Raw genomic sequence first — 19256 nt, 5'->3', positions numbered from 1 at the left:
ATATCCCTGTGTATTGAAATAATGATCAGTAAGACGACAGCATCTGATCGACGAGAGTGGTCGAACGATCCCAATCGAACGTTCGAAAGGAGTGGTTTTTGGGAACGAAGCTTGCGCCCGCGTAGAACATTTCGTACTGCGTATGGCGCGAAGCGAATTCTGATCCGATGCAGTCCCACGCCAATTTGAAGAACTTGACACGATCGGCTGCATCAAGAACCGGCGAAGCCTGCGTTTTGCGAATCCACTCCATCATCTCGGGATTTTCCATATCCTTAGATGAAGAAGGAAGCATGATGACGCCTCCGCCGGCGAGATCGCGCAATTGCTCAATGAACCGGGGATAAAGTTTCTGGGTAATTGTCTGGGCAGAGTACAAGCTGTGATGATCTGGAATGAAATAAGAACCATAGGACGTGCCTTTTGCTTCCATCCCGGCCACCATGGCATCCAGCATTCCTACGTCCGCGGCAAGTTGTCCCAGCGTCTCTCGAACCGAGGGAAAACGCTCTGTTCCGTTAACCTGTGCGATTTTGCGTGCAATCCCGACGAGAAAGGTCAACTTCGTCTTGAGCCGGATCATCGCCTGATAGTTCTGGTAAACATGGGCCGGAGTCGCGAAAAACTGTTTCGCGCATAGATCTCGGTCATTATGGACGAAGACCCGCTCCCAGGGGACAGTGACATTCTCAAAAACCAGAATGGCATCGTTTTCGTCAAAGCGGCTAGCCATCGGATTGTCAAAAACGGACGACGCGCCCTCTTCGTAGGACTTTCGGGATAGAATGCGCAATCCGGGCGTATTCATTGGAAGAACAGCAGAAAACGCCAAAGCCTCCTCACCGGGCGCCAAAGGCTGGATACAGGTTACGAAGACCTCGTTTGCCATGACGCCCCCGCTAGCGAGCATCTTCGCACCGTCGATGACGATGCCTGATGGCCCTTGGTCCACAACCGATGCCGCGATTCGTCGTGTAGAGGGCGGATCGCCCGGATTCCGGACGTCTCCCTGCGGGTTAATAATCACGTATGTCAGAAAGAGATCACTTTCACTGGCATAGCGATAATAATCCACGAGCGCCGCGGCGCGTGCCGGATCAGCCGCCTCAAAAATATCCCGCCCCATATAGAGGCCGGAAATACACGACGCTACGTGATCTGGAGAGCGGCCGAAAAAGCCCGCATGCTGCATGCTCCAGAATTCAAGGGCTTCTCGTCGCTTGACAAGGTCCGAATGGGTATGAGGCAGTTGCCAGATCCGATTGATGGTCACTCCGGCTTCGTTTTTGCACGTCATTAGATCGCGGTTCTGCTCGTCCGATGCGATATCATAAAGCGCACAAACTGTATCTATTGAGCGTCGAAATGCCGGATGAACCGTAACATCGGGCACGCGTCCGCCGTTTATATAGACTGCGCGGCCATCGCGCAGACTCTCCCTATGTTGCTCGCCGGTTTTCATCGATATCCTTTCATCGCGGACTCATAAGAGCGAGAGCTTGCATAAAAAATGCAAAGTTAATATAAATAGCAAATTATTGTTCGTTTATACTTCTTATTCCATGATACATACTCGAGAAAAAAAGAAGAGGTTGACACCCCTCTCTCGTTTGTACGTCAACGACTCGAGCTACAAATAGAAAATGCTCTCCAATATCCTGAACAAGAAACCGTTCGCATCGAAGAACGGCGAGAGCATCCGCTACGCCGATTGAACCGTTGCGCGTCATGGCATCAAGCATTGCTTCCCGTTGGGAAATTGGCGCCGGCCGCCCGAAGAGGTCCGAGAGGGATTGGTGAGTGTCTCCAAGAACATTGATCAGAAAGCTATCGCTCTCGGAAAAAACCCTCCCTGGATGGGTGCTTTTCTTGACACTAAAGATAACAAGAGGTGGGTCGAGCGACACCGTATTGAACGATGTTGCTGTGAGAGCAGCTCGCTCGCCGGAACCGCTGGTGCCGACGATAAGTGTAACGCCGGTCGCAAACTGCCCGAACGCTCTTCTAAGCTCTCTAGCATCCATGGAAGCACCATACTCTAACGTTCTGATAGCTTTGTAAGAAAGGTAATATCGTTGTGTCAAGGTTTCTTTTTGAGCCCGGAATCGCTTTGTGGAGCTGGGATCCTTCCGCTCAAGACGCAAAATTAATGAGGAATTGCGCCGCCCTCGCTATAAAATTTAGATTGACATACGGAACGATCCGATATCCAAATCGCGACGTAATAGCTTTCAATGAAAGGTATATGAGCGATCTATGCGGCCGACCATCTTTCTTTCTATGACTAAGCGACGACCGGCCTCGCACGCCTCTCCCGTTGGCGGACGCATGGTGCTTGTTACGACCTGCGAGCGACGCGTGGCTTATGACGGTCTCTTTGGAACGTCTCGGCACTTCGGCGACGCTCGACGGCGTAAAATACTTATTTCGGGTAATTTTGAATATAATGCGTGGATGGGGTAGAAATGATGTGGAGCTATCGATATCTCGGTCGTTTCTTTTTAGTGTCCTCAACGGCTCTAGTCGCTTTTCACTGCGATATGGCTGCAGCGGCGCATGCGAAAAAGTCTGTTCAAAGATTCACGGCGGGTCCAAAGGCGGCCAGCCATCCTTTATCGGGGCGGCAGGTGTCTCGTCCGGAAGAATTGCAGGTGTCTGGTTCAGTGCATGCCGTGAAAGGTGGCGGGGCCGTTCTCATTACGAGCGCCCCAAAAAATATCGAAGGCGTGTCCAGGGACTATATTTCGAGACAGAGCGGCGCCTCGACGGCGGTTGACCTCATCAAGTATCAGCCAAGCATCAACGCATCGACGACGGACTCGTCCGGGATGATCGGCGGCCAATTGATCAGTCGAGGCCTTACGGACTCCGATATGGCCATCACGGTCGACGGGATTGCGCCGAACTCCGGCGCAGGACATGCCACCCAGAATTTCGAGACCGAGGATACAGAGAGCGTCCAATACACACCGGGGCCGGTCGACTTGGCATTGCCGATCACGAGCGCTGCCATCGGCGGTCTCGAGCAATCTCCCATAATGCCGTCGTCGAAGCGCGGCGGATTCACGGACTTCTCCTACGGAACAAATAATCTGAGTCGCGAATATATTCGCCTCGAATCTGGCGAAATCGGCAATTCGGGGATCAAAGCCTTTTACTCCATGTCGCATGCGCATGCCCGTAACTGGCAGGGAGCCGGGACAGGAAATCGTATCCATATGGATTTTGGCGCATATGCTCCCATTGGGCAGTCGTCATTCGTACGCCCGTTGGTATCCTGGAATTATCAGAGCCCGGTCGCGGTGCTCAGGTTTCCCACGGCCGCTCAGTTTCATGAAGACAAGAATAACCTCCTGCTGACCGACAGCTATCATCTGGTATCGACATACAATCCTCAGGATCCAAATCTTTACTTCGCAACAAATCAATATCGATATAACCAGCTTCAGGCGGATATGCCGACCCATCTTAAGATGGCGTCGTTTCTGGATATTGATATAAAACCCTATCTTGCGTATCAGAGCGGCCACTGGAATCCGGGGGGCGGCGCGCTCATCGGACCCACGGCGGCAGTCGGCGGGAAGGTGGTACCCTTGAGCGTCGGCGAGAGCGGATCCTTGCTGGCCTCGGCGATTCCTGGCGCAGCCACTTGGAACAATAGTGGTCCCAAAGGGGGTGTCGTGGCGGAGACGACCTGGCATCTCGGAAAGAAACTGAACATCAACGCCGGATACTGGTATGAGCAGTATCACGACAACGTACACTGGGTGGAATCCGCTCTGAATACCGATGGAGACGTCGCAAAGCCTGACAATGTCGGGCGTCTGCTTTACGTTCGGGATGGAAGCGGGGCATATCGTTACACGTTCGACGTCAACCATGCCTCCAGCATCATCAATGCCGGCTTCGTCCAGGGAAAATGGACAGGATTGAATGATCGGCTGGATATCGAAGGAGGCGTGAAGGTCGTCCACGAGATTCTGAGCAACGCGCAAGTGTCGAACGGGACAATGACTACCCAGAGCGTGACATCGCCGCTTCCGCAACTTTTGATGTCGTATAAGCTGGACAGCGAAAACCAGATCTACATTAACGGATCCGGAAACTTCCGTTTACCGGATCCCGGGAGCCTTGCGACGTATTATGATGCCTCGACGGGCCATTATGTCGGTTCGCAATCGAATCTGAAGCCGGAATACGTCATTTCCGAAGAGCTTGGATTCAGGCATAGCGGTAAATACCTGTACGCAAGTGTAGAGTTATTTAATTATGCGATCACTAACCGCCTTCTTTCCACCAACGTCAGTCTGAATGGCACTGCAGTTGCGGAGACCCTCAACGCAGGCAATCAAACCTCTCGCGGCGTGGACGTAATGTTGTCCGGGCGACGGACATATGGTTTCACTCCGTATGTGTCTTTCGAATATTTACACGCGACAGAGGACACTAATCTTCAGACGACCGCGGAAAACGGTCGAACGGATTATCTGCGCACGAACGGAAAAGAGGCGGTTCAGGCTCCTCACTACACGGCGAATTTCGGAATTAACTACGATCGTGGGATGTTCTTCGGTGATTTTGGCCTTCACTACACAAGTTCTCAGTGGGCGTCGTTCATGAACGATGAAAAAATGCCTGATTACTTCACAAATTCACTTGGAATTGGTGTGCGTTTCAAGGGGGTCGGATTCTTCAAAAATCCCGTGTTCAAGCTGAATGCGAATAATCTCACCGGTGCGTTTCTCCGCACGGGCGTCGCAAGCGTCGTCAATAACGCTCGCGAGACACTTGGAGTCTATGGAAACGCGATTGCATCGTCCGGTGGCGCGACCTATTATTTATATCCGCGATTCAATATTACGGGTACAATATCGTCATCCTTTTGATCTCTGAAATATATCGGATGGTAAGTATGGTCAGGTTTCTATCGAACGCTGTCATCTTCCTGGGATTGGCTGGTGTCTCCCTCGTGGCGGGCTCGACGGCAGGTGCGGCAACGCCCTCATTCGCGGGCATGTGTTTATCCTTTGTGGGGAACCACAGTGCGAACGGCAATGCGTACACCGTGACCAAGGCGTATTTTGGTAACCGGAACGCGCCCATCAAGATCCGGCCGGCTCAGGAAAATGCGTCTGCGACTGCCAGTTTCGACGTCTCTGTGAACCGCCCCATGTGCCTGCTGAAGGTCATGGTCGGTCCTGGGGCGGATAATGGGCCGAATCAACCGTCTACCTCCAGGGGCATAGGGCTGGAAGTATGGGTCCCGGCGCCCGATAATTGGAACGCGCGATATTTGGGCGTTGGCGAAGGCGGTTATGCCGGCATTCCCAGCGTGCAGGATACAGGCGAGCTGAGTGCGCTCGGCATTTCGGCGCTCCGTGCCGGGGAAGACGGCTTCTTGACTGTCGATTCGGACGACGGCCATTCGGTTGGCGGCGGGGCTGATGGAAGTTTTGCGTTTCGCCCCAATGGCAAGCTGAACTGGCCGCTTCTCGAGGATTGGGCGTATCGAAACCTCCATATGATGGTCCTGACCGCCCGCGACATCTCGCGCAGCTTCTATGGACGCGAGCCGAAATTCTCCTATTGGAGCGGAGGCTCGACCGGTGGTCGCGAGGGTCTCATGCTGGCGCAACGATATCCTCGTGATTACAATGGTATCATCAGCGCCTATCCGGCAATAAACTGGCCGAGTTTCGTGCCGTCCATCATGTGGCCCCAGGTCGTAATGCAGCGCGATCTCGGTCATCCGATATCGCCGGGAAAACTCGATCTGGTGACGCGACGTGCGATTGCAGCATGCGATACTCTTGTTGCGGGAAAGCATGACGGCTTCATCAGCGATTTGGCGTCGTGCCACTATGATCCCACGAGCGATACAAAGCTTCTTTGCCCGGAAGCGGCCGCTCACAGTGACTCCTGCCTGACTCAGAAAGAGGCGGTGGCCGTCAACAAGATCTGGTATGGACCGACGATCGACGGAAAGCCCATCTCTCCCGGTTCTGCGAATGGATTCGAGCCGTCGCTGCGCCTCGGTCACCTCTGGTATGGATATAATCGTGGTGCGATCTTGTTCAACTCGCCGTTGACCTATGGAGTCGGACCGGCGGGTATGACGCCATTCACTATCGGCGCGCATTGGTTGGCGATCGCCGCCGACGATCCGGCACTCGCGGACAAGTCGCTGAAGAACGGCTCAACTCTTGCCCGTGACGGCTGGAAGCAATTGGATTACACGGGAGATAGGTCTTTCGTCAGTGTTTTTATCCGCTCGTTGCAGCAATTCGGTTCGATGAACGGCACAGATAGCGTCGATCTGAGAGAGTTCCATAAAGCAGGCGGCAAGATTATTCATTGGCATGGTCTTGCCGACAATCAGATTCCCGTCGGGGGGTCGGTCAATTATTATGAACGCGTATCGGATGCCTTCGGAGGTTTCGACAATATAAAGAGCTGGTATCGTTTTTTTCTGGCGCCCGGATTGGGACATGGACGCAGTGGCGCCTCCGGTCTCCATCCTCCTGTGCCTGGCGGGAATGCGAATGATGGATTTGGCATCAATTATGCAATTCTTCCGATCCTGGAGAAATGGACCGAGGCTGGAGTCGCGCCAGATGCCATTGATGTCTCGACCCTTGATGGGGAGGAAGGGGACCGCTTTTGGTGCCCTTACCCCGCGCATCTTGCGGCTCATGGTACGAAACCGACTTTTACCTGCTCGGTGCGCCCATAAGGCGCTCTTTTATCGCTAGGGCGGCATCAGGGCATTGACCTAAGCAAACGCAGATGGAGTGAGTCTGATGAGATTCGTTCTTGTTCATGGTGCTTGGCATTATGGAGAGTTATGGAAGCCGGTCCGCGATGCCCTTGAAGCTGCTGGCCACGAAGTGCATACGCCGACAGCAGGCGGCTTGGGCGTTGGAGACAGGCCGGATGTCGATTTACGCGGTGCCGCTGCTCCGATTATCAGGTATATCCAAGAGACGGACCTCAAGGATTATGTGCTTGTCGGCCATAGCTGGGGAGGCTATCTCATTTCGCGTATTGCAATTGAAATGCCTGAGCGTCTTCGCAGGCTCGTCTATTTCGCGGCATTCGTTCCGAAGCATGGTCAAGCGCTTGTGGACGAAATTCCACCATATCTGCGGAATGCTCTTGAACTGAACGCGTCGGAGAGGGGCGACGGTTCGATCGTTCTGCCATTTTCTGTATGGCGCGACGGCTTCTTTGGTGATGGAACCATCGAGCATGCAAGGGAAATCTACACCGCACTTAGACCCCAGCCGTGGCTTACGTTTACCGATAGGGCGGATATGACCGGTTGGGAAAATGTGCCTCAAAAATTCAGTTTTCTGGCACCATCAGAAGACAATGACCTTTCTCAAGGGGAATGGGGACGTCACCCGCGTCTCTCAAACAGGTTGGGAGTCTTCCGCTTGACAGGCATCCGTGGCAGTCATGGGGTTCTCCTCACGCATCCCAAGCGGACCGCACGCGCATTTATCGAGGCGGGGCGCGACTGATCGCGTTACGCCGGGGGGGGGCTTCGAGGCGGCCTTCGTGTTGCGCAATTGAATCTTCAGTCGGTGGGTCGTCGTTGGGGATAGTGGATCTTATCGCCTCGTGCCGCTCGCATGCATAAGAGTTTCTACATTTGTAAGACAGGATCAGAACATATTGCTTGCGGTTTTCCCGCACGCAAGCGATGGCCGGTGACGCAATAAATGTTACGTAGGACCGATTATAGGCGGGAATTGAAGATCTGTAGAGAGAGGATCATCGCGTCGTGACGCAAATACCCCGGCATACCCTTCTGTCTGCGGCGCGCGACCTCGCGGAAGGGCGTACAACCAGCCGCGACTTGGTCGAGGACGCGCTGGCCCGAATTGCCCACCCCGATGGTGAAGGCGCGCGGACGTTCATGGCGGTGCATGCGCATGCGGCGCGCCTGCGGGCCGATCACATGGATGCCCTGCGGAAGGATGGGCGGGCTCCGTCCGCATTCGCCGGCTTACCGATGTCCGTCAAGGATCTGTTCGACGAGGCCGGTGTCGTCACGCGCGCAGGTTCGCGCGTGCTGGAGGACAGCGCCCCTGCCATCGGCGACGCGCCCGCGATCGCGCGGCTGAACTCGGCCGGCATGATCTCCGTTGGCCGGACGACGATGACGGAATTTGCGTTCTCCGGCGTCGGTATCAACCCGCATTACGGGACCCCGGCCAATCCGTGGCGGCGTACGGAGAGCCGGGTGCCGGGTGGGTCTTCGTCCGGAGCTGCCATATCGGTTACTGATGGAATGGCGTTGGTTGGTATTGGCAGCGATACGGGAGGATCCTGCCGTATTCCGGCGGCGCTGACGGGCCTGGTCGGTTTTAAGCCCACGGCATCGCGTGTCCCTCGGGCCGGGACGGTCCCGCTCTCATCAACGCTCGATTCGATTGGAAGCATTGCTCGCAGCGTGGCCTGTTGTTGGGCGGCCGACAGCCTGATGGCCGGGGGCGGCGCAAGCCTGCGGGATGCGCCGGCAGGTATGGGAGGAGTGCAGCTGAGACTGGGCGTGCTGACTAACTATGTCTTGAATGATATGGACGAGACGGTCGGGCGTACATGGGAGGCTTGTCTGAGCCGTCTTGCGGTTCGCGGAGCATCTCTCATCGACGTAAGCTGCCCAGCGTTGAATGATATTCCAGTGGCCAATAGCAAGGGGGGATTCCCGGCTCCCGAATCGTTGGCCTGGCATGCACCACTCCTGCAAACACGGCGTGCCGACTATGATCCCTTCGTCCTGCGTCGCATACTGCGTGGGCAGGAACAGAGCGCCATCGATTACATAGCTCTTCATGAGAGCCGGCAGCGTATTATGCGGCGTGCTGCGGATTGCCTGGACTGCTATGATGCTGTCATTATGCCGACAGTTCCGATTGTGGCTCCCCGTCAGGACGAATTGACTGACGATGGTCACTACGCGGCGATCAATATGCTGCTGCTGCGCAATCCGACGGTCGTAAATTTCCTCGACCGGTGTGCCGTCAGCATTCCATGCCACACTCCGGGAGAAGCACCCGTAGGGCTGACGCTCATGGGGCGCCATGGAGACGACCAGGCGTTGTTGCATATCGCGGCCGGGATCGAGCATGAGCTCGTTATCTGACTTGAAGTGGGCGGGAATGCTTCGTTCGCGCCTTGATCGATCGACCGCGACGGCTCACTCGTTCAAAAAATCCATGAGCATTAACGAAGCCTGTGCTCCAGAGATCAACTGGGCCATTACTCGTGTAAGTTCCATCATCTGATCGCGGGAGAGGCTTCGGAATATCGTATCATTGACCGGGACCTGTACCTCGGCAAGCTGCGCGAGTAGATCCCTGGCCTTTGGGGTCACTGAAAGGATCACGCGTCGCCGGTCGTTTTTGTTTGGCAGCTTTTTGACCAGTCCAGCGGCTGCGAGCTTGTTGACGGCGATCGTCACGAAGGCACCGCTGAGGTTCAGATGTTCAGCCAATTGGGCTATCCCTATCGCGTCGCTTTCCATATGGGCGATCGAGATCAAAGCCGTGTATTGCGTGCCGCTGAGGCCGATATGACGCCCCAGTTGATCTCTGTTCGACTGAATAAGGGCCGAAAATGCCAGAAAACGATGTAACATCTCACGAAAAATGCGATCCGAACCATTCACCATGAGTTCGGGACGAGACACGGTAAGCGGAGATGCAGGGTGATCGCCCTTCATTTCAATGATGTCGTTGACAGAGGCTAGAGAGTTATTTCGTTTTTTGCTCATTTTTCCAAATTAATACTTAATATTGACACAAGAAATCATCCGGGTTGCGTATTCAGAACTGGCGCATGACAGGACCTCATGTTGTGGCGATGGAAATCACATATAGCTATTATGGCGCAGGCCAACCAAGTCTGCCACCCTGTGCGGTCAAAGAGATCACCGGTCATGGTGAGGGCAATAAGAACGAGTGTGACAACCGCCGGAGCCGCAGCTAAGATCATGCTGTACACAGAACGGTTGGAGCAGGAGCCTCAGGCGCAGGCCGATTCGCAGGGAAGACGGATGGCAAGGGAGCGTCGGAAGAGGATAACACCGAAACCGTGGTGAAGCTGCGGCGGATGATCGGGCCAGTCGTCATGATGCCGATGGCCGGACGGTCCGGATCACCGTTCTTTCTTTGTTCGCCATGCATCGGGCAGCGGGCATGACGCAGGACAGAGCATGAAAGAGAAAAGACGCTGGGTTGTGATGGTCGCGGAAGACGGCTCGATCGTTCTGTCGGATGAACTGGTCCGGAAATTGGGGTGGGGCGCCGGTACTCATCTTGTTTTTGAACTCGGAGTCCACTGATTCGAGATGATGTCGGACGGGCTCTCAGGCCGGGCCGCGCGGCGCCGACAGGCCCGCCTCCAGCCCTTCCTGGCGGATCAGGTCCTTCTTCGACAATTTGCCGATCATCGTCCTGGGCAGGGTGGGGCGGAACAGGATCTCCCGCGGGCGCTCGATCTTCGACAGATGGCGTTCCAGATGCGCAAACAATGCCCCTTCATCGACCTGCGCCCCCGGCTTCAGCGCCACATAGGCCACCGGCACCTGTCCCCAATAGGCGTCCGGAACGCCGATCACGATGACCTCCGACACCGCCGGATGCAGATACAGCACGTCCTCGACCGTGCGTGGATAGATCTTGTAGCCGCCGCAGATGATCATGTCCTTCAGCCGGTCGACCAGGAACAGGTACCCGTCCCGATCCAGGTATCCGACGTCGCCGGTGCGCAAAAACCCGTCGCCAGTCAGCGGATCGGCCGTCTCCTCGCTGGGCCAATAGCCCAGCATGACCTGCGGTCCGCGCACGCAGACCTCGCCCGCCATGCCTTGCGGCAGGACTCTGCTGCTGTCCTCCGGGTCGCGGATCTGCAACGTGGTGCCCTCCAGGACCGTGCCGCACGAACCGTCGCGCGGCGCGCCGATCGGCGTCAGGGTCAGCACGGGCGACGTCTCGCTCAGCCCGTACCCCTCGATCACGGAACTGCCGGTAAAATGCTCGAACCGCGCGCGCAGCGCCGGCGGCAGCGGCGCCCCGCCCGAGCAGACCAGGCGCAGGCTGGCGAAATCCTCGCGCCGGACGGTGTTTTCCTTCAACAGCGCGGTCAGGATGCTCGGCACCGCGGGCAGGGCGGTAATCCGCGCGCGGCGCAGGCATTTCAGCACCACCCCGGCATCGAAGCGCGGCTGCAGATAGATCGCCTCGCCCCGCAGGATCGGCAGCATCATGACCGCCTGCAGCGCAAAGACGTGAAACAGCGGCAGCACGCCCAGGAAACGCTGCGGCGCGGGCAGTTGCCCGCCCAGATGATGGTCGATCTGGATCGCGTTGGCCACGATGTTGCGGTGCGACAGCATCGCCCCCTTGGGCAGGCCGGTGGTGCCCCCGGTATATTGCAGCACCGCGACGTCCCGCGCCGGATCGATCGGCACCCGGGGTAATACCGTGCGGGATTCGATCAGCGTCCCGTAATAGACATGGCGCGGCCCGGCACAGCGCGGCACGATGTCGTGCCGCTTCGCGACGCGGTACAACGCGGCCTTCAGCTTCGGCAGCGCCTGGTCGATCGGGCAGATGACGATCTTCTCCACCCCCGTATCCCCGGCGCCGTGCCGCACATGGTCGAAGATCAACCTGACATCGGCGGTGACCACCATCCGTGCGCCCGAATTGGCGAAGATCCGGCGCATCTCGTCATCTGCATAAAGCGGATTGACATTGACCACGATGGCGCCGATCCGCAGGATCGCGAAAAACATGATGACGGAATAAGGCGTGTTGGGCAGGCACAGCGCCACCCGGTCGCCCTTGCGCACGCCCTGGTCCAGCAATCCCGCCGCCGCGCGCTCCGCCTGCCGCCACACTGCGCGATAGGTCAGGCGCGCACCCAGGAAATCGATCGCCGGCGCGTCCGGGGCGCGCCGGGCGGACCGCTCCAGGATGTCCCACACCGTCATGTCCTGTTCGGCGGGGACGGGATCGTTCTGCATGGCCGAGACCTTTCCAGAACAGAAGTCGAAGCGCAGCGGATCTTCGTACTTTTGGAAAACCTCCTGTATTTGTCTTTAAAGGCGTGTCTCAGAACCTCAGATGGCTGCCCAGGGCGACGACATTGGCGCTGTCGTGATAGGTTCCGGTCAGCGTGCCGGCTTCAGGGGCCGACGTTGCGTCGATCGGCGCCGCCGGCGTGAACAGATGGGCATAGGACAGTTCCAGCGACAGGCGCGGCAGCGGCGTGTACTCCACGCCGCCCGACAGGGTATAGCGGTCGCTGTCCGGCGCCTGCGTGATCCGCGTCGCCGCGTCGGCGCTGGCGGACTGGTCGTAGCTGAAGCCGCCGCGCAGGGTCACGGCCGGGGTCAGGCGATAGGTTCCGGCAATGCCGCCGAACCAGGTGTCGCGCCAGTTGACGGCAAAGGACGTCGATGCCCCGCCCGGATGGTCGGTGGTGAAATTCAGTTCGGACAGCAGCGACCAATGCGTCCATTCCCCCTGCAGGCTGACCGACAGCCGGTCGGTCAGGGCGCGGGTCACGCCGAAATCGACGCTGTCGGGCAGGGTGATCTGGCCGGAAACATGCCCGCCCGCTTCGGCGAATGCCGCGCGCACGAAAGGGATCTGCGCCAGGACGGGCGCCGCGGCCAGTTGCGTGCGGCCCGACAGCGCAATTCCCATGCGCGAATGATAGGCAACGCCGATCCGCGTGCGGGAATCCGGCATATAGAGCATGCCCGCGACATAGCCGAAGGCGAAGCCGTTGCCGCTGATATCGGCCACGCTGTTGCCCGGGATCGGCACCGACACCAGGTTCAGGGCCCTGGTAAAGCGCCCGGTCAGGAAATCCATGCGCGGGCCCAGCCCGATCGACAATTTCGGCGTCAGGCGATAGGACGCGGCCAGCGTCAGGTCATAGTCGCTGACATGCGTCACCAGGCTCTGGTAACGGCCCACCCAGTCGGTGGGATAATTCATCCGCACCCCATAGGGCACGGTCACGCCGAGCCCGATCGCCAGCCGGTCCGTGACCTTCCATGCGCCGAACGATCCGCCGCTGCCGCTGGGGTCGATATTGCCGCCGCCGGTCGAACCCGGGGTCGGCCGGCCATCCGCCCCCCGGTTCCGGCCCGAAAAACGCGCGGTGGGGTCGATATAGAAGACATTGCCATAGAATTCGCTGGACGGCAGCAGCGACAGGCCGGCCGGATTCAGGCTGACCGTCGCGGCGTCGCCGGCGCGGCTGACGCCGCCGACATAGGCATTGGCGGTCGATGTCGCATCGCCGTCCCGCAGCGCCAGCCCCGCCGCATGCGCCCCGGGCGCCAGCATGGACAAGGCGATGGGCGACAGAATGACGGGACGCAGGGCAGTCAAGGCGGGGGCGAGCAGAAATGTGCCGGCTTTCGGCGGTTTCATCGTCATGTTTGTTTTTTCCTTTCCCACCCGCGACGCGTCCCGGAAGCGCATCGGCAGGCGGGGGGCACCCTGGCCTTACCAAGTGACGATTACGTCACATCAGTTGGCGCGGGTGGCAGTGCATCACAAGGGAGGACCCCACGGGGGCATGGAGATCAAGAATTATTGTATGGAAGCTTTTTCAGGACACAAGAAAAAGTTACGAGACAAGGAAGCAGGCCGCGCATTGTTCGCGGGTGATGGCGTTCCACATGACGTAAGCGTCAAAATATTGCGCAAAATCGCGTCGATCCGCTCCGATCGCGATGGAGGTCCGGCCGATGAAGAATGTCGTTGTCGCCGGGTTCGCGCGCTCGCCCTTCCACCCCGCCCGCCGGGGCGCGCTGGCCGGGATGCGGCCGGACGACCTGCTGGCGCAGGTCTTTCGCGGGCTGGTCGAACGGAGTGGCATCGACGCGGCCGACATCGAGGACGTCCTGGTCGGCTGCGCCATGCCCGAGGGCGAGCAGGGGTTGAATCTCGGCCGCCTCGCCGCCCTGCTGGCCGGCCTGCCCCTGTCGGTGGCGGGCGCGACGATCAACCGGTTCTGTGGCTCATCCATGTCGGCGATCCACATGGCGGCCGGCGCCATCCTGGCGGGCGCGGGCGATCTCTTCCTCTGCGGCGGGGTCGAGAGCATGAGCCGCGTGCCCATCGGCGGCTTCAATCCGCTGCCCAATCCGGCGCTCGCCAGGCTTTATCCCGGCGCCTATGCCGACATGGGAACGACGGCCGAAACCCTGGCCCGCAAATACGAAATCTCCCGCGCCGAGCAGGAGGCGTTCGCCCTGCGCAGCCAGGCCCGCGCCCGCGCCGCGATCCAGGCGGGGCATCTGGCCGACGAGATCATCCCCGTCACCACGCCCAAGGGCCAGGTCGTGGCCGATGACGGCTGCCCGCGCCCCGACAGCACGGCCGAAGGGCTGGCGGCGCTGAAGCCGGCCTTCGACGCCCAGGGCAGCGTGACGGCCGGCACGTCCTCGCCCCTGACCGACGGCGCCGCCGCCGTGCTGGTCTGCACCCGGGATTATGCCGACGCGCACGGCCTGCGGGTGCTGGCGCGCGTCGTCGCCCTGGCCGTGTCCGGCTGCGCGCCCGAAATCATGGGCATCGGCCCGGTCCAGGCCACGCGCAAGGCGTTGCGGCGCGCCGGCATCGGCGTCGAGGCCCTGGACGTGGTGGAACTGAACGAGGCGTTCGCCAGCCAGTCCCTGGCCTGCATCCGCGACCTCGGCCTGCGGGAGGAAACGGTCAATATCGACGGCGGCGCCATCGCGCTGGGCCATCCGCTGGGCGCCACCGGCACGCGGATCGTGGGCAAGGCCGCGTCCCTGCTGGCGCGCACCGGCGGCCGCTACGGGCTGGCCACCCAATGTATCGGCGGCGGCCAGGGCATCGCCACGGTGCTGGAGCGGGCGTGATGCGGCACGACGCACCCACCGGCGCCCCGCCGAACGGCAAAACCGCGATCCGCCGCGTCTGCGTCGTCGGCGCGGGGGTGATGGGGTCGGGGATCGCCGCGCAGGTGGCCAATGGCGGCGTGCCGGTCCTGCTGCTGGACCGCGTGGCGGGTCCGGACCGCGACGCGCTGGCGCGCGGCGCGGTCGAACGGATGCGCGCATCCGATCCCCCGCCCTTCATGTCGCCCGGCGCCGCCCGGCTGGTCGCGACCGGCAATATCGAGGACGACCTGGCCGCAATCGAAACCTGCGACTGGATCATCGAGGCGATCGTCGAGGACCCGGCGGCCAAGCGCGACCTGTATCGCCGCCTGGACGCCGAACGCCGCCCCGGCACGCCGGTCAGCTCGAATACCTCGACCATCCCGCTGGACGCGCTGCTTCAGGACCTGCCCGAACATATTCAGCGCGATGTCCTCATCACCCATTTCTTCAACCCGCCGCGCCATATGCGCCTGATGGAACTTGTCCATGGGCCGCGGACCGACCCCGCGCACGTCGCGCGCATCGCCGGCTTCGCGGATCGCGTGCTGGGCAAGACGGTGGTCATGGCCAAGGACCGCCCGGGCTTCATCGCCAACCGGATCGGCGCCTTCTGGGTGCAATGCGGCATCCAGGCGGCGATCGCCCTTGGCCTGACGGTCGAGGAAGCCGATGCCGTCCTCTCGGCGCCGTTCGGCATCCCCAAGACCGGGATCTTCGGCCTGTCCGACCTGGTCGGGCTGGATCTGATGCCGCAGATCGACCGCAGCCTGCGGGCCCGCCTGCCGCCCTCCGACCGGTTCGTCACCGAACTGGCGCCTGTGGCACTGATCGAAACCATGGTCGCCGGCGGCTATACCGGCCGCAAGGGCAAGGGCGGCTTCTACCGGCTTGACCGGACCGGCGGAAGCCGGGCCGCGCCGGTCAAGCAATCGATCAATCTCCGCACCGGCGCCTATGCCCCGTCCGAACGGGTCACGCTGCCCGCCGCCCTGCGCGCCGATCCCGCCGCCCTGCTGGCCGTGCCGGACCGGCTGGGCGCGTTCGCCCGCCGCGTCATGGGCGAAACCCTGGCCTATGCCGCCGGCCTGCTGCCCGAAATCTGCGACGACGTCGCGGCCGTCGACCTGGCCATGGAACGGGGCTTCGGCTGGGCCCAGGGTCCTTTCGCGCTGATCGATCGGATCGGCGCCCCGGCCTTCGCGGCCTTGCTGCGCCGCGAGGCCATCCCCGTGCCCGCTCTGGTCGAACGGGTCGGCTCCGGCGGCTTCTATCGCGACACCGCGGACGGGCGCCGCGTCTTCGGCCTCGACGGGCAGTACCACCCCCTGGTCCGGCCCGAGGGCGTGCTGCTGCTGGACGATCTCCGCCGCCGTGCCCGCCCGGTGTTCCGCACCGGTTCGGCCAGCCTGTGGGACATCGGCGACGGCATCGCGTGTTTCGAAATCACCACCAAGATGAATGTCTTCGATGACGGCGTGATCGCCACCCTCGACCGGGCGCTGGACAGCGTCGGGGAAACGTTCCGCGGCCTGGTGCTGTATTCCGATGCACCGAATTTCTCGGCGGGCGCCGATCTGGGCCTGGCCCTGTTCGCGGCCAACATCGCCGCGTGGGATCAGATCGAAAAACTCATCCGCGCGGGCCAGGCCGTTTTCCAGAAGCTGAAATACGCCCCGTTCCCCGTCGTCGCCGCCCCGGCCGGCCTGGCGCTGGGCGGCGGCTGCGAAATCCTGCTGCATTGCGATGCGATCCAGGCCCATGCGGAACTCTATGCCGGGCTGGTCGAATGCGGGGTGGGGCTGGTGCCGGGCTGGGGCGGCTGCGGCCAGATGCTGGACCGGCTGGCCCGCGACCCCCTCACGCCCCACGGGCCGGTCCCCGCCGCCCGCGCGGTGTTCGAAATGGTCGGCACCGCCCGCGTCTCGACTTCCGCCGCCGATGCCAGGGCGATGCATATCCTGCGCCCGGGCGACCGCATCACCATGAACCGCGACCGGCTCCTGGCCGACGCCAAGGCCCGCGCGCTGGCCCTGGTCCAGGACTACGTCCCCCCGGCGCCGCCCGAATTTCACCTGGCCGGCCCGTCCGGGCAGCTCGGCTTCGCGATGGCGGTCGCGGCGCTGCGCCGCCAGGGCGCGGCCACGCCCCACGACGTCACGGTCTCGGCGGCGCTGGCGCGCATTCTGACCGGCGGCGCCCACGACCCGGCCGAAACCCTGTCCGAGACCGCCTTGCTGGACCTCGAACGCGACGCCTTCCTCGGCCTGATCCGCGCCACGCCCGCGCTCGACCGGATCGAACACATGCTGGAAACCGGCAAACCGCTCAGGAACTGACCAAAGGGCACGGACCATGCAGACCTATGCCGCCCCCCTGCGCGACATGCGCTTCGCCCTGACCGAACTGCATGATGTCGCGGCCCTGACGGCGCTTCCGGCCTTCTCCGACCTGGATGCCGACGCCATCGCCCCCATCCTGGAAGCGGCCGGCAAGCTCGCCACCGAAGTGCTGCTGCCGCTCAACGCCCCCGGCGACGCCCATGGCTGCACGCTGGAAAACGGGGTGGTGCGCACCCCGCCCGGCTTTCGCGCGGCCTATGCCGCGTTTCGCGCCGGCGGCTGGAATGCGGTCACCGGCGACCCGGCCTATGGCGGCCAGGGCCTGCCCCAGACGGTGGGCATGCTGGTGTCCGAAATGATCTGCGCCGCCAATCTGTCCTTCTCGCTCTATCCCGGCCTCACGGCGGGGGCCACGATCGCGGTTGGCAGATTCGCCTCCGACGCGCTTCGCGCGCTCTACCTGCCCAAGCTGACCCAGGGCATCTGGGCCGGCACGATGTGCCTGACCGAGGCCCATTGCGGCACCGATCTCGGCCTGCTGCGCACCCGCGCGGTGCCGGCCGGCGACGGCAGCTACCGCCTGACCGGATCGAAGATCTTCGTCTCGGCCGGCGAGCACGATCTGACGGAAAACATCGTCCACATGGTCCTCGCCCGGCTGCCCGGCGCGCCGCCGGGCATCAAGGGGGTCAGCCTGTTCCTGGTGCCGAAATACCTCCCCGGCACCGATAGCGGCCCCGATGGCGGTGTCGGCGCGCGCAACGGCGTCACCTGCACGGCCCTCGAGCACAAGATGGGCATCAAGGGCTCGGCCACCTGCCAGCTCAGCTTCGACGATGCCCAGGGCTGGCTCGTCGGCGCGCCGCACAAGGGCATGCACGGCATGTTCACCATGATGAACAGCGAACGGCTCGGCGTGGGTATCCAGGGGCTGGGCCTGATCGAAGCCGCCTATCAAAGCGCCGTCCGCTACGCCCGCGACCGGCTCCAGGGCCGCGCGCTGCCGGGCCCCCGGCGGCCGGACCTGCCCGCCGACCCGATCATCGTGCATCCCGACGTGCGGCGCATGCTGATGACGATGCGCGTCCATGCCGAGGGCTGCCGCGCGCTGGGCGTCTGGGTTGCCAACCGGCTCGACGCCGCCGAACACGCGGCGGACGCCCGCGCCCGCCGCGATGCCGAGGATTTCGTGGCGCTGATGACCCCGGTGGTCAAGGCCATGTTCACCGATTTCGCGGTCGAATCCGCCAATCTGGCGATGCAGGTCCATGGCGGCCACGGCTATATCCGCGACCACGGGATCGAACAATATGCGCGCGACGCTCGCATCACCCAGATCTATGAGGGCACGAACGGGATCCAGGCCCTGGACCTGGTCGGCCGCAAACTGCCCGCCCATGCCGGGCGCAGCCTGCGCGGCCTGTTCCACCCGATCGCGGATTTCATCGAAAATATCAGGGCCGATCCGGACATGGAAAAATTCGCGGCCGGGCTCGAACGCGCCTTCGGCACCCTGCAACTGGCCACCCGCCACGTCGCGACCCGGGGCCTGGCCGACCCCGAGGAAGCCGGGGCGGCGGCCGGCGACTATCTGCGGCTGACGGGGCTGGTCGCGCTGGCCTATCTCTGGGCCCGCGCGGCCCAAATCGCCATCGCGCGGCACGGCGCGGGCGGACCGGACCAGACTTTCTACGCGGCCAAGCGCATCTCGGCCGAATTCTTCTTCGATCGCATCCTGCCCGATGCCACCGCCTGCTATCTCAAGATCAGGTCCGGCAAGGCATCGATGATGGCCATGCCCGAAACCGCCTTCTGATCCACAAGACGGACGGCCAGCAAGGATCCGCCGTTTCCATCATAGGATGAATTGGTCTAACGTCCGGAATCGCATGACGATTTGAACGATGAATTGAACGGCAACGACATTGGACAGGGGGCGACATGACCGATCCCGTGGAGGCCCCCGTGGAGGC

General features: G+C 61.3%; 12 protein-coding genes. 7 read left to right on the top strand and 5 right to left on the bottom strand.

The features are described from left to right. Positions 1-25: 25 nt before the first annotated feature. Both QN315_RS04235 and QN315_RS19560 read right to left on the bottom strand, forming a co-directional pair. On the bottom strand, positions 26-1462 hold the full coding sequence (locus QN315_RS04235) for a 4-hydroxyphenylacetate 3-hydroxylase N-terminal domain-containing protein (protein ID WP_323991640.1): 1437 nt from the start codon (positions 1460-1462) through the stop codon (positions 26-28). A 73-nt stretch (positions 1463-1535) separates the two neighbouring features. Continuing rightward, entirely contained in the window at positions 1536-2024 is a 489-nt protein-coding gene (locus tag QN315_RS19560; RefSeq protein ID WP_176639356.1) for a flavin reductase family protein, read from the bottom strand. Between the two features lie 441 nt (positions 2025-2465). Between QN315_RS19560 and QN315_RS04230 the strand changes: the two genes are divergently transcribed. The 4 genes from QN315_RS04230 (at position 2466) to QN315_RS04215 (ending at position 9151) form a co-directional block, all read left to right on the top strand. Then, the gene (locus QN315_RS04230; protein ID WP_323991639.1) at positions 2466-4886 is read left to right on the top strand and encodes a TonB-dependent receptor domain-containing protein; all 2421 of its coding nucleotides are present in this window, start codon (positions 2466-2468) and stop codon (positions 4884-4886) included. 26 nt (positions 4887-4912) lie between these two features. Next, on the top strand, positions 4913-6733 hold the full coding sequence (locus QN315_RS04225; protein WP_323991638.1) for a tannase/feruloyl esterase family alpha/beta hydrolase: 1821 nt from the start codon (positions 4913-4915) through the stop codon (positions 6731-6733). A gap of 67 nt (positions 6734-6800) precedes the next feature. Continuing rightward, positions 6801-7523 carry an alpha/beta fold hydrolase gene (locus QN315_RS04220; protein ID WP_323991637.1) on the top strand — a complete coding sequence of 241 codons (723 nt, stop codon included), beginning with the start codon at positions 6801-6803 and terminating at the stop codon, positions 7521-7523. A 272-nt stretch (positions 7524-7795) separates the two neighbouring features. Beyond that, on the top strand, positions 7796-9151 hold the full coding sequence (locus tag QN315_RS04215; protein ID WP_323993265.1) for an amidase: 1356 nt from the start codon (positions 7796-7798) through the stop codon (positions 9149-9151). Positions 9152-9205: 54 nt separating this feature from the next. On the opposite strand, the gene QN315_RS04210 is transcribed toward QN315_RS04215, so the two are convergent. The 3 genes from QN315_RS04210 to QN315_RS04200 all read right to left on the bottom strand — a co-directional run bounded on the left by QN315_RS04210 (position 9206) and on the right by QN315_RS04200 (position 13466). Continuing rightward, positions 9206-9781: a MarR family winged helix-turn-helix transcriptional regulator gene (locus QN315_RS04210; RefSeq protein ID WP_176639454.1), complete on the bottom strand. Its 576-nt coding sequence runs from the start codon at positions 9779-9781 to the stop codon at positions 9206-9208. A gap of 594 nt (positions 9782-10375) precedes the next feature. Further along, positions 10376-12037, bottom strand: a complete 1662-nt coding sequence (locus QN315_RS04205; protein ID WP_323991636.1) for a long-chain fatty acid--CoA ligase — start codon at positions 12035-12037, stop codon at positions 10376-10378. Between the two features lie 88 nt (positions 12038-12125). Then, a complete protein-coding gene (locus tag QN315_RS04200) occupies positions 12126-13466 on the bottom strand; it encodes an outer membrane protein transport protein (protein ID WP_323991635.1) in 1341 nt (446 codons plus the stop codon). 314 nt (positions 13467-13780) lie between these two features. On the opposite strand from QN315_RS04200, the gene QN315_RS04195 reads away from it, so the two are divergent. Genes QN315_RS04195 through QN315_RS04185 form a run of 3 tightly spaced genes read left to right on the top strand, consistent with a single transcriptional unit; the run spans position 13781 to position 19099 of the window. Beyond that, positions 13781-14920 (top strand): thiolase family protein, encoded by a 1140-nt coding sequence (locus tag QN315_RS04195; RefSeq protein WP_323991634.1) that lies wholly within the window; start codon positions 13781-13783, stop codon positions 14918-14920. Next, positions 14920-17280 carry a 3-hydroxyacyl-CoA dehydrogenase/enoyl-CoA hydratase family protein gene (locus QN315_RS04190; protein WP_323991633.1) on the top strand — a complete coding sequence of 787 codons (2361 nt, stop codon included), beginning with the start codon at positions 14920-14922 and terminating at the stop codon, positions 17278-17280. The genes QN315_RS04195 and QN315_RS04190 overlap by 1 nt, the downstream gene beginning before the upstream one ends. Positions 17281-17296: 16 nt before the next feature. After that, complete coding sequence (locus QN315_RS04185; RefSeq protein ID WP_323991632.1) at positions 17297-19099, top strand: acyl-CoA dehydrogenase C-terminal domain-containing protein; 1803 nt, start codon at positions 17297-17299, stop codon at positions 19097-19099. Positions 19100-19256 lie beyond the last annotated feature (157 nt).

The organism is Nguyenibacter sp. L1 (assembly GCF_035199985.1).
Lineage (GTDB): Bacteria > Pseudomonadota > Alphaproteobacteria > Acetobacterales > Acetobacteraceae > Gluconacetobacter > Gluconacetobacter vanlangensis.
This window is presented reverse-complemented; position numbering and strand designations above follow the sequence as displayed.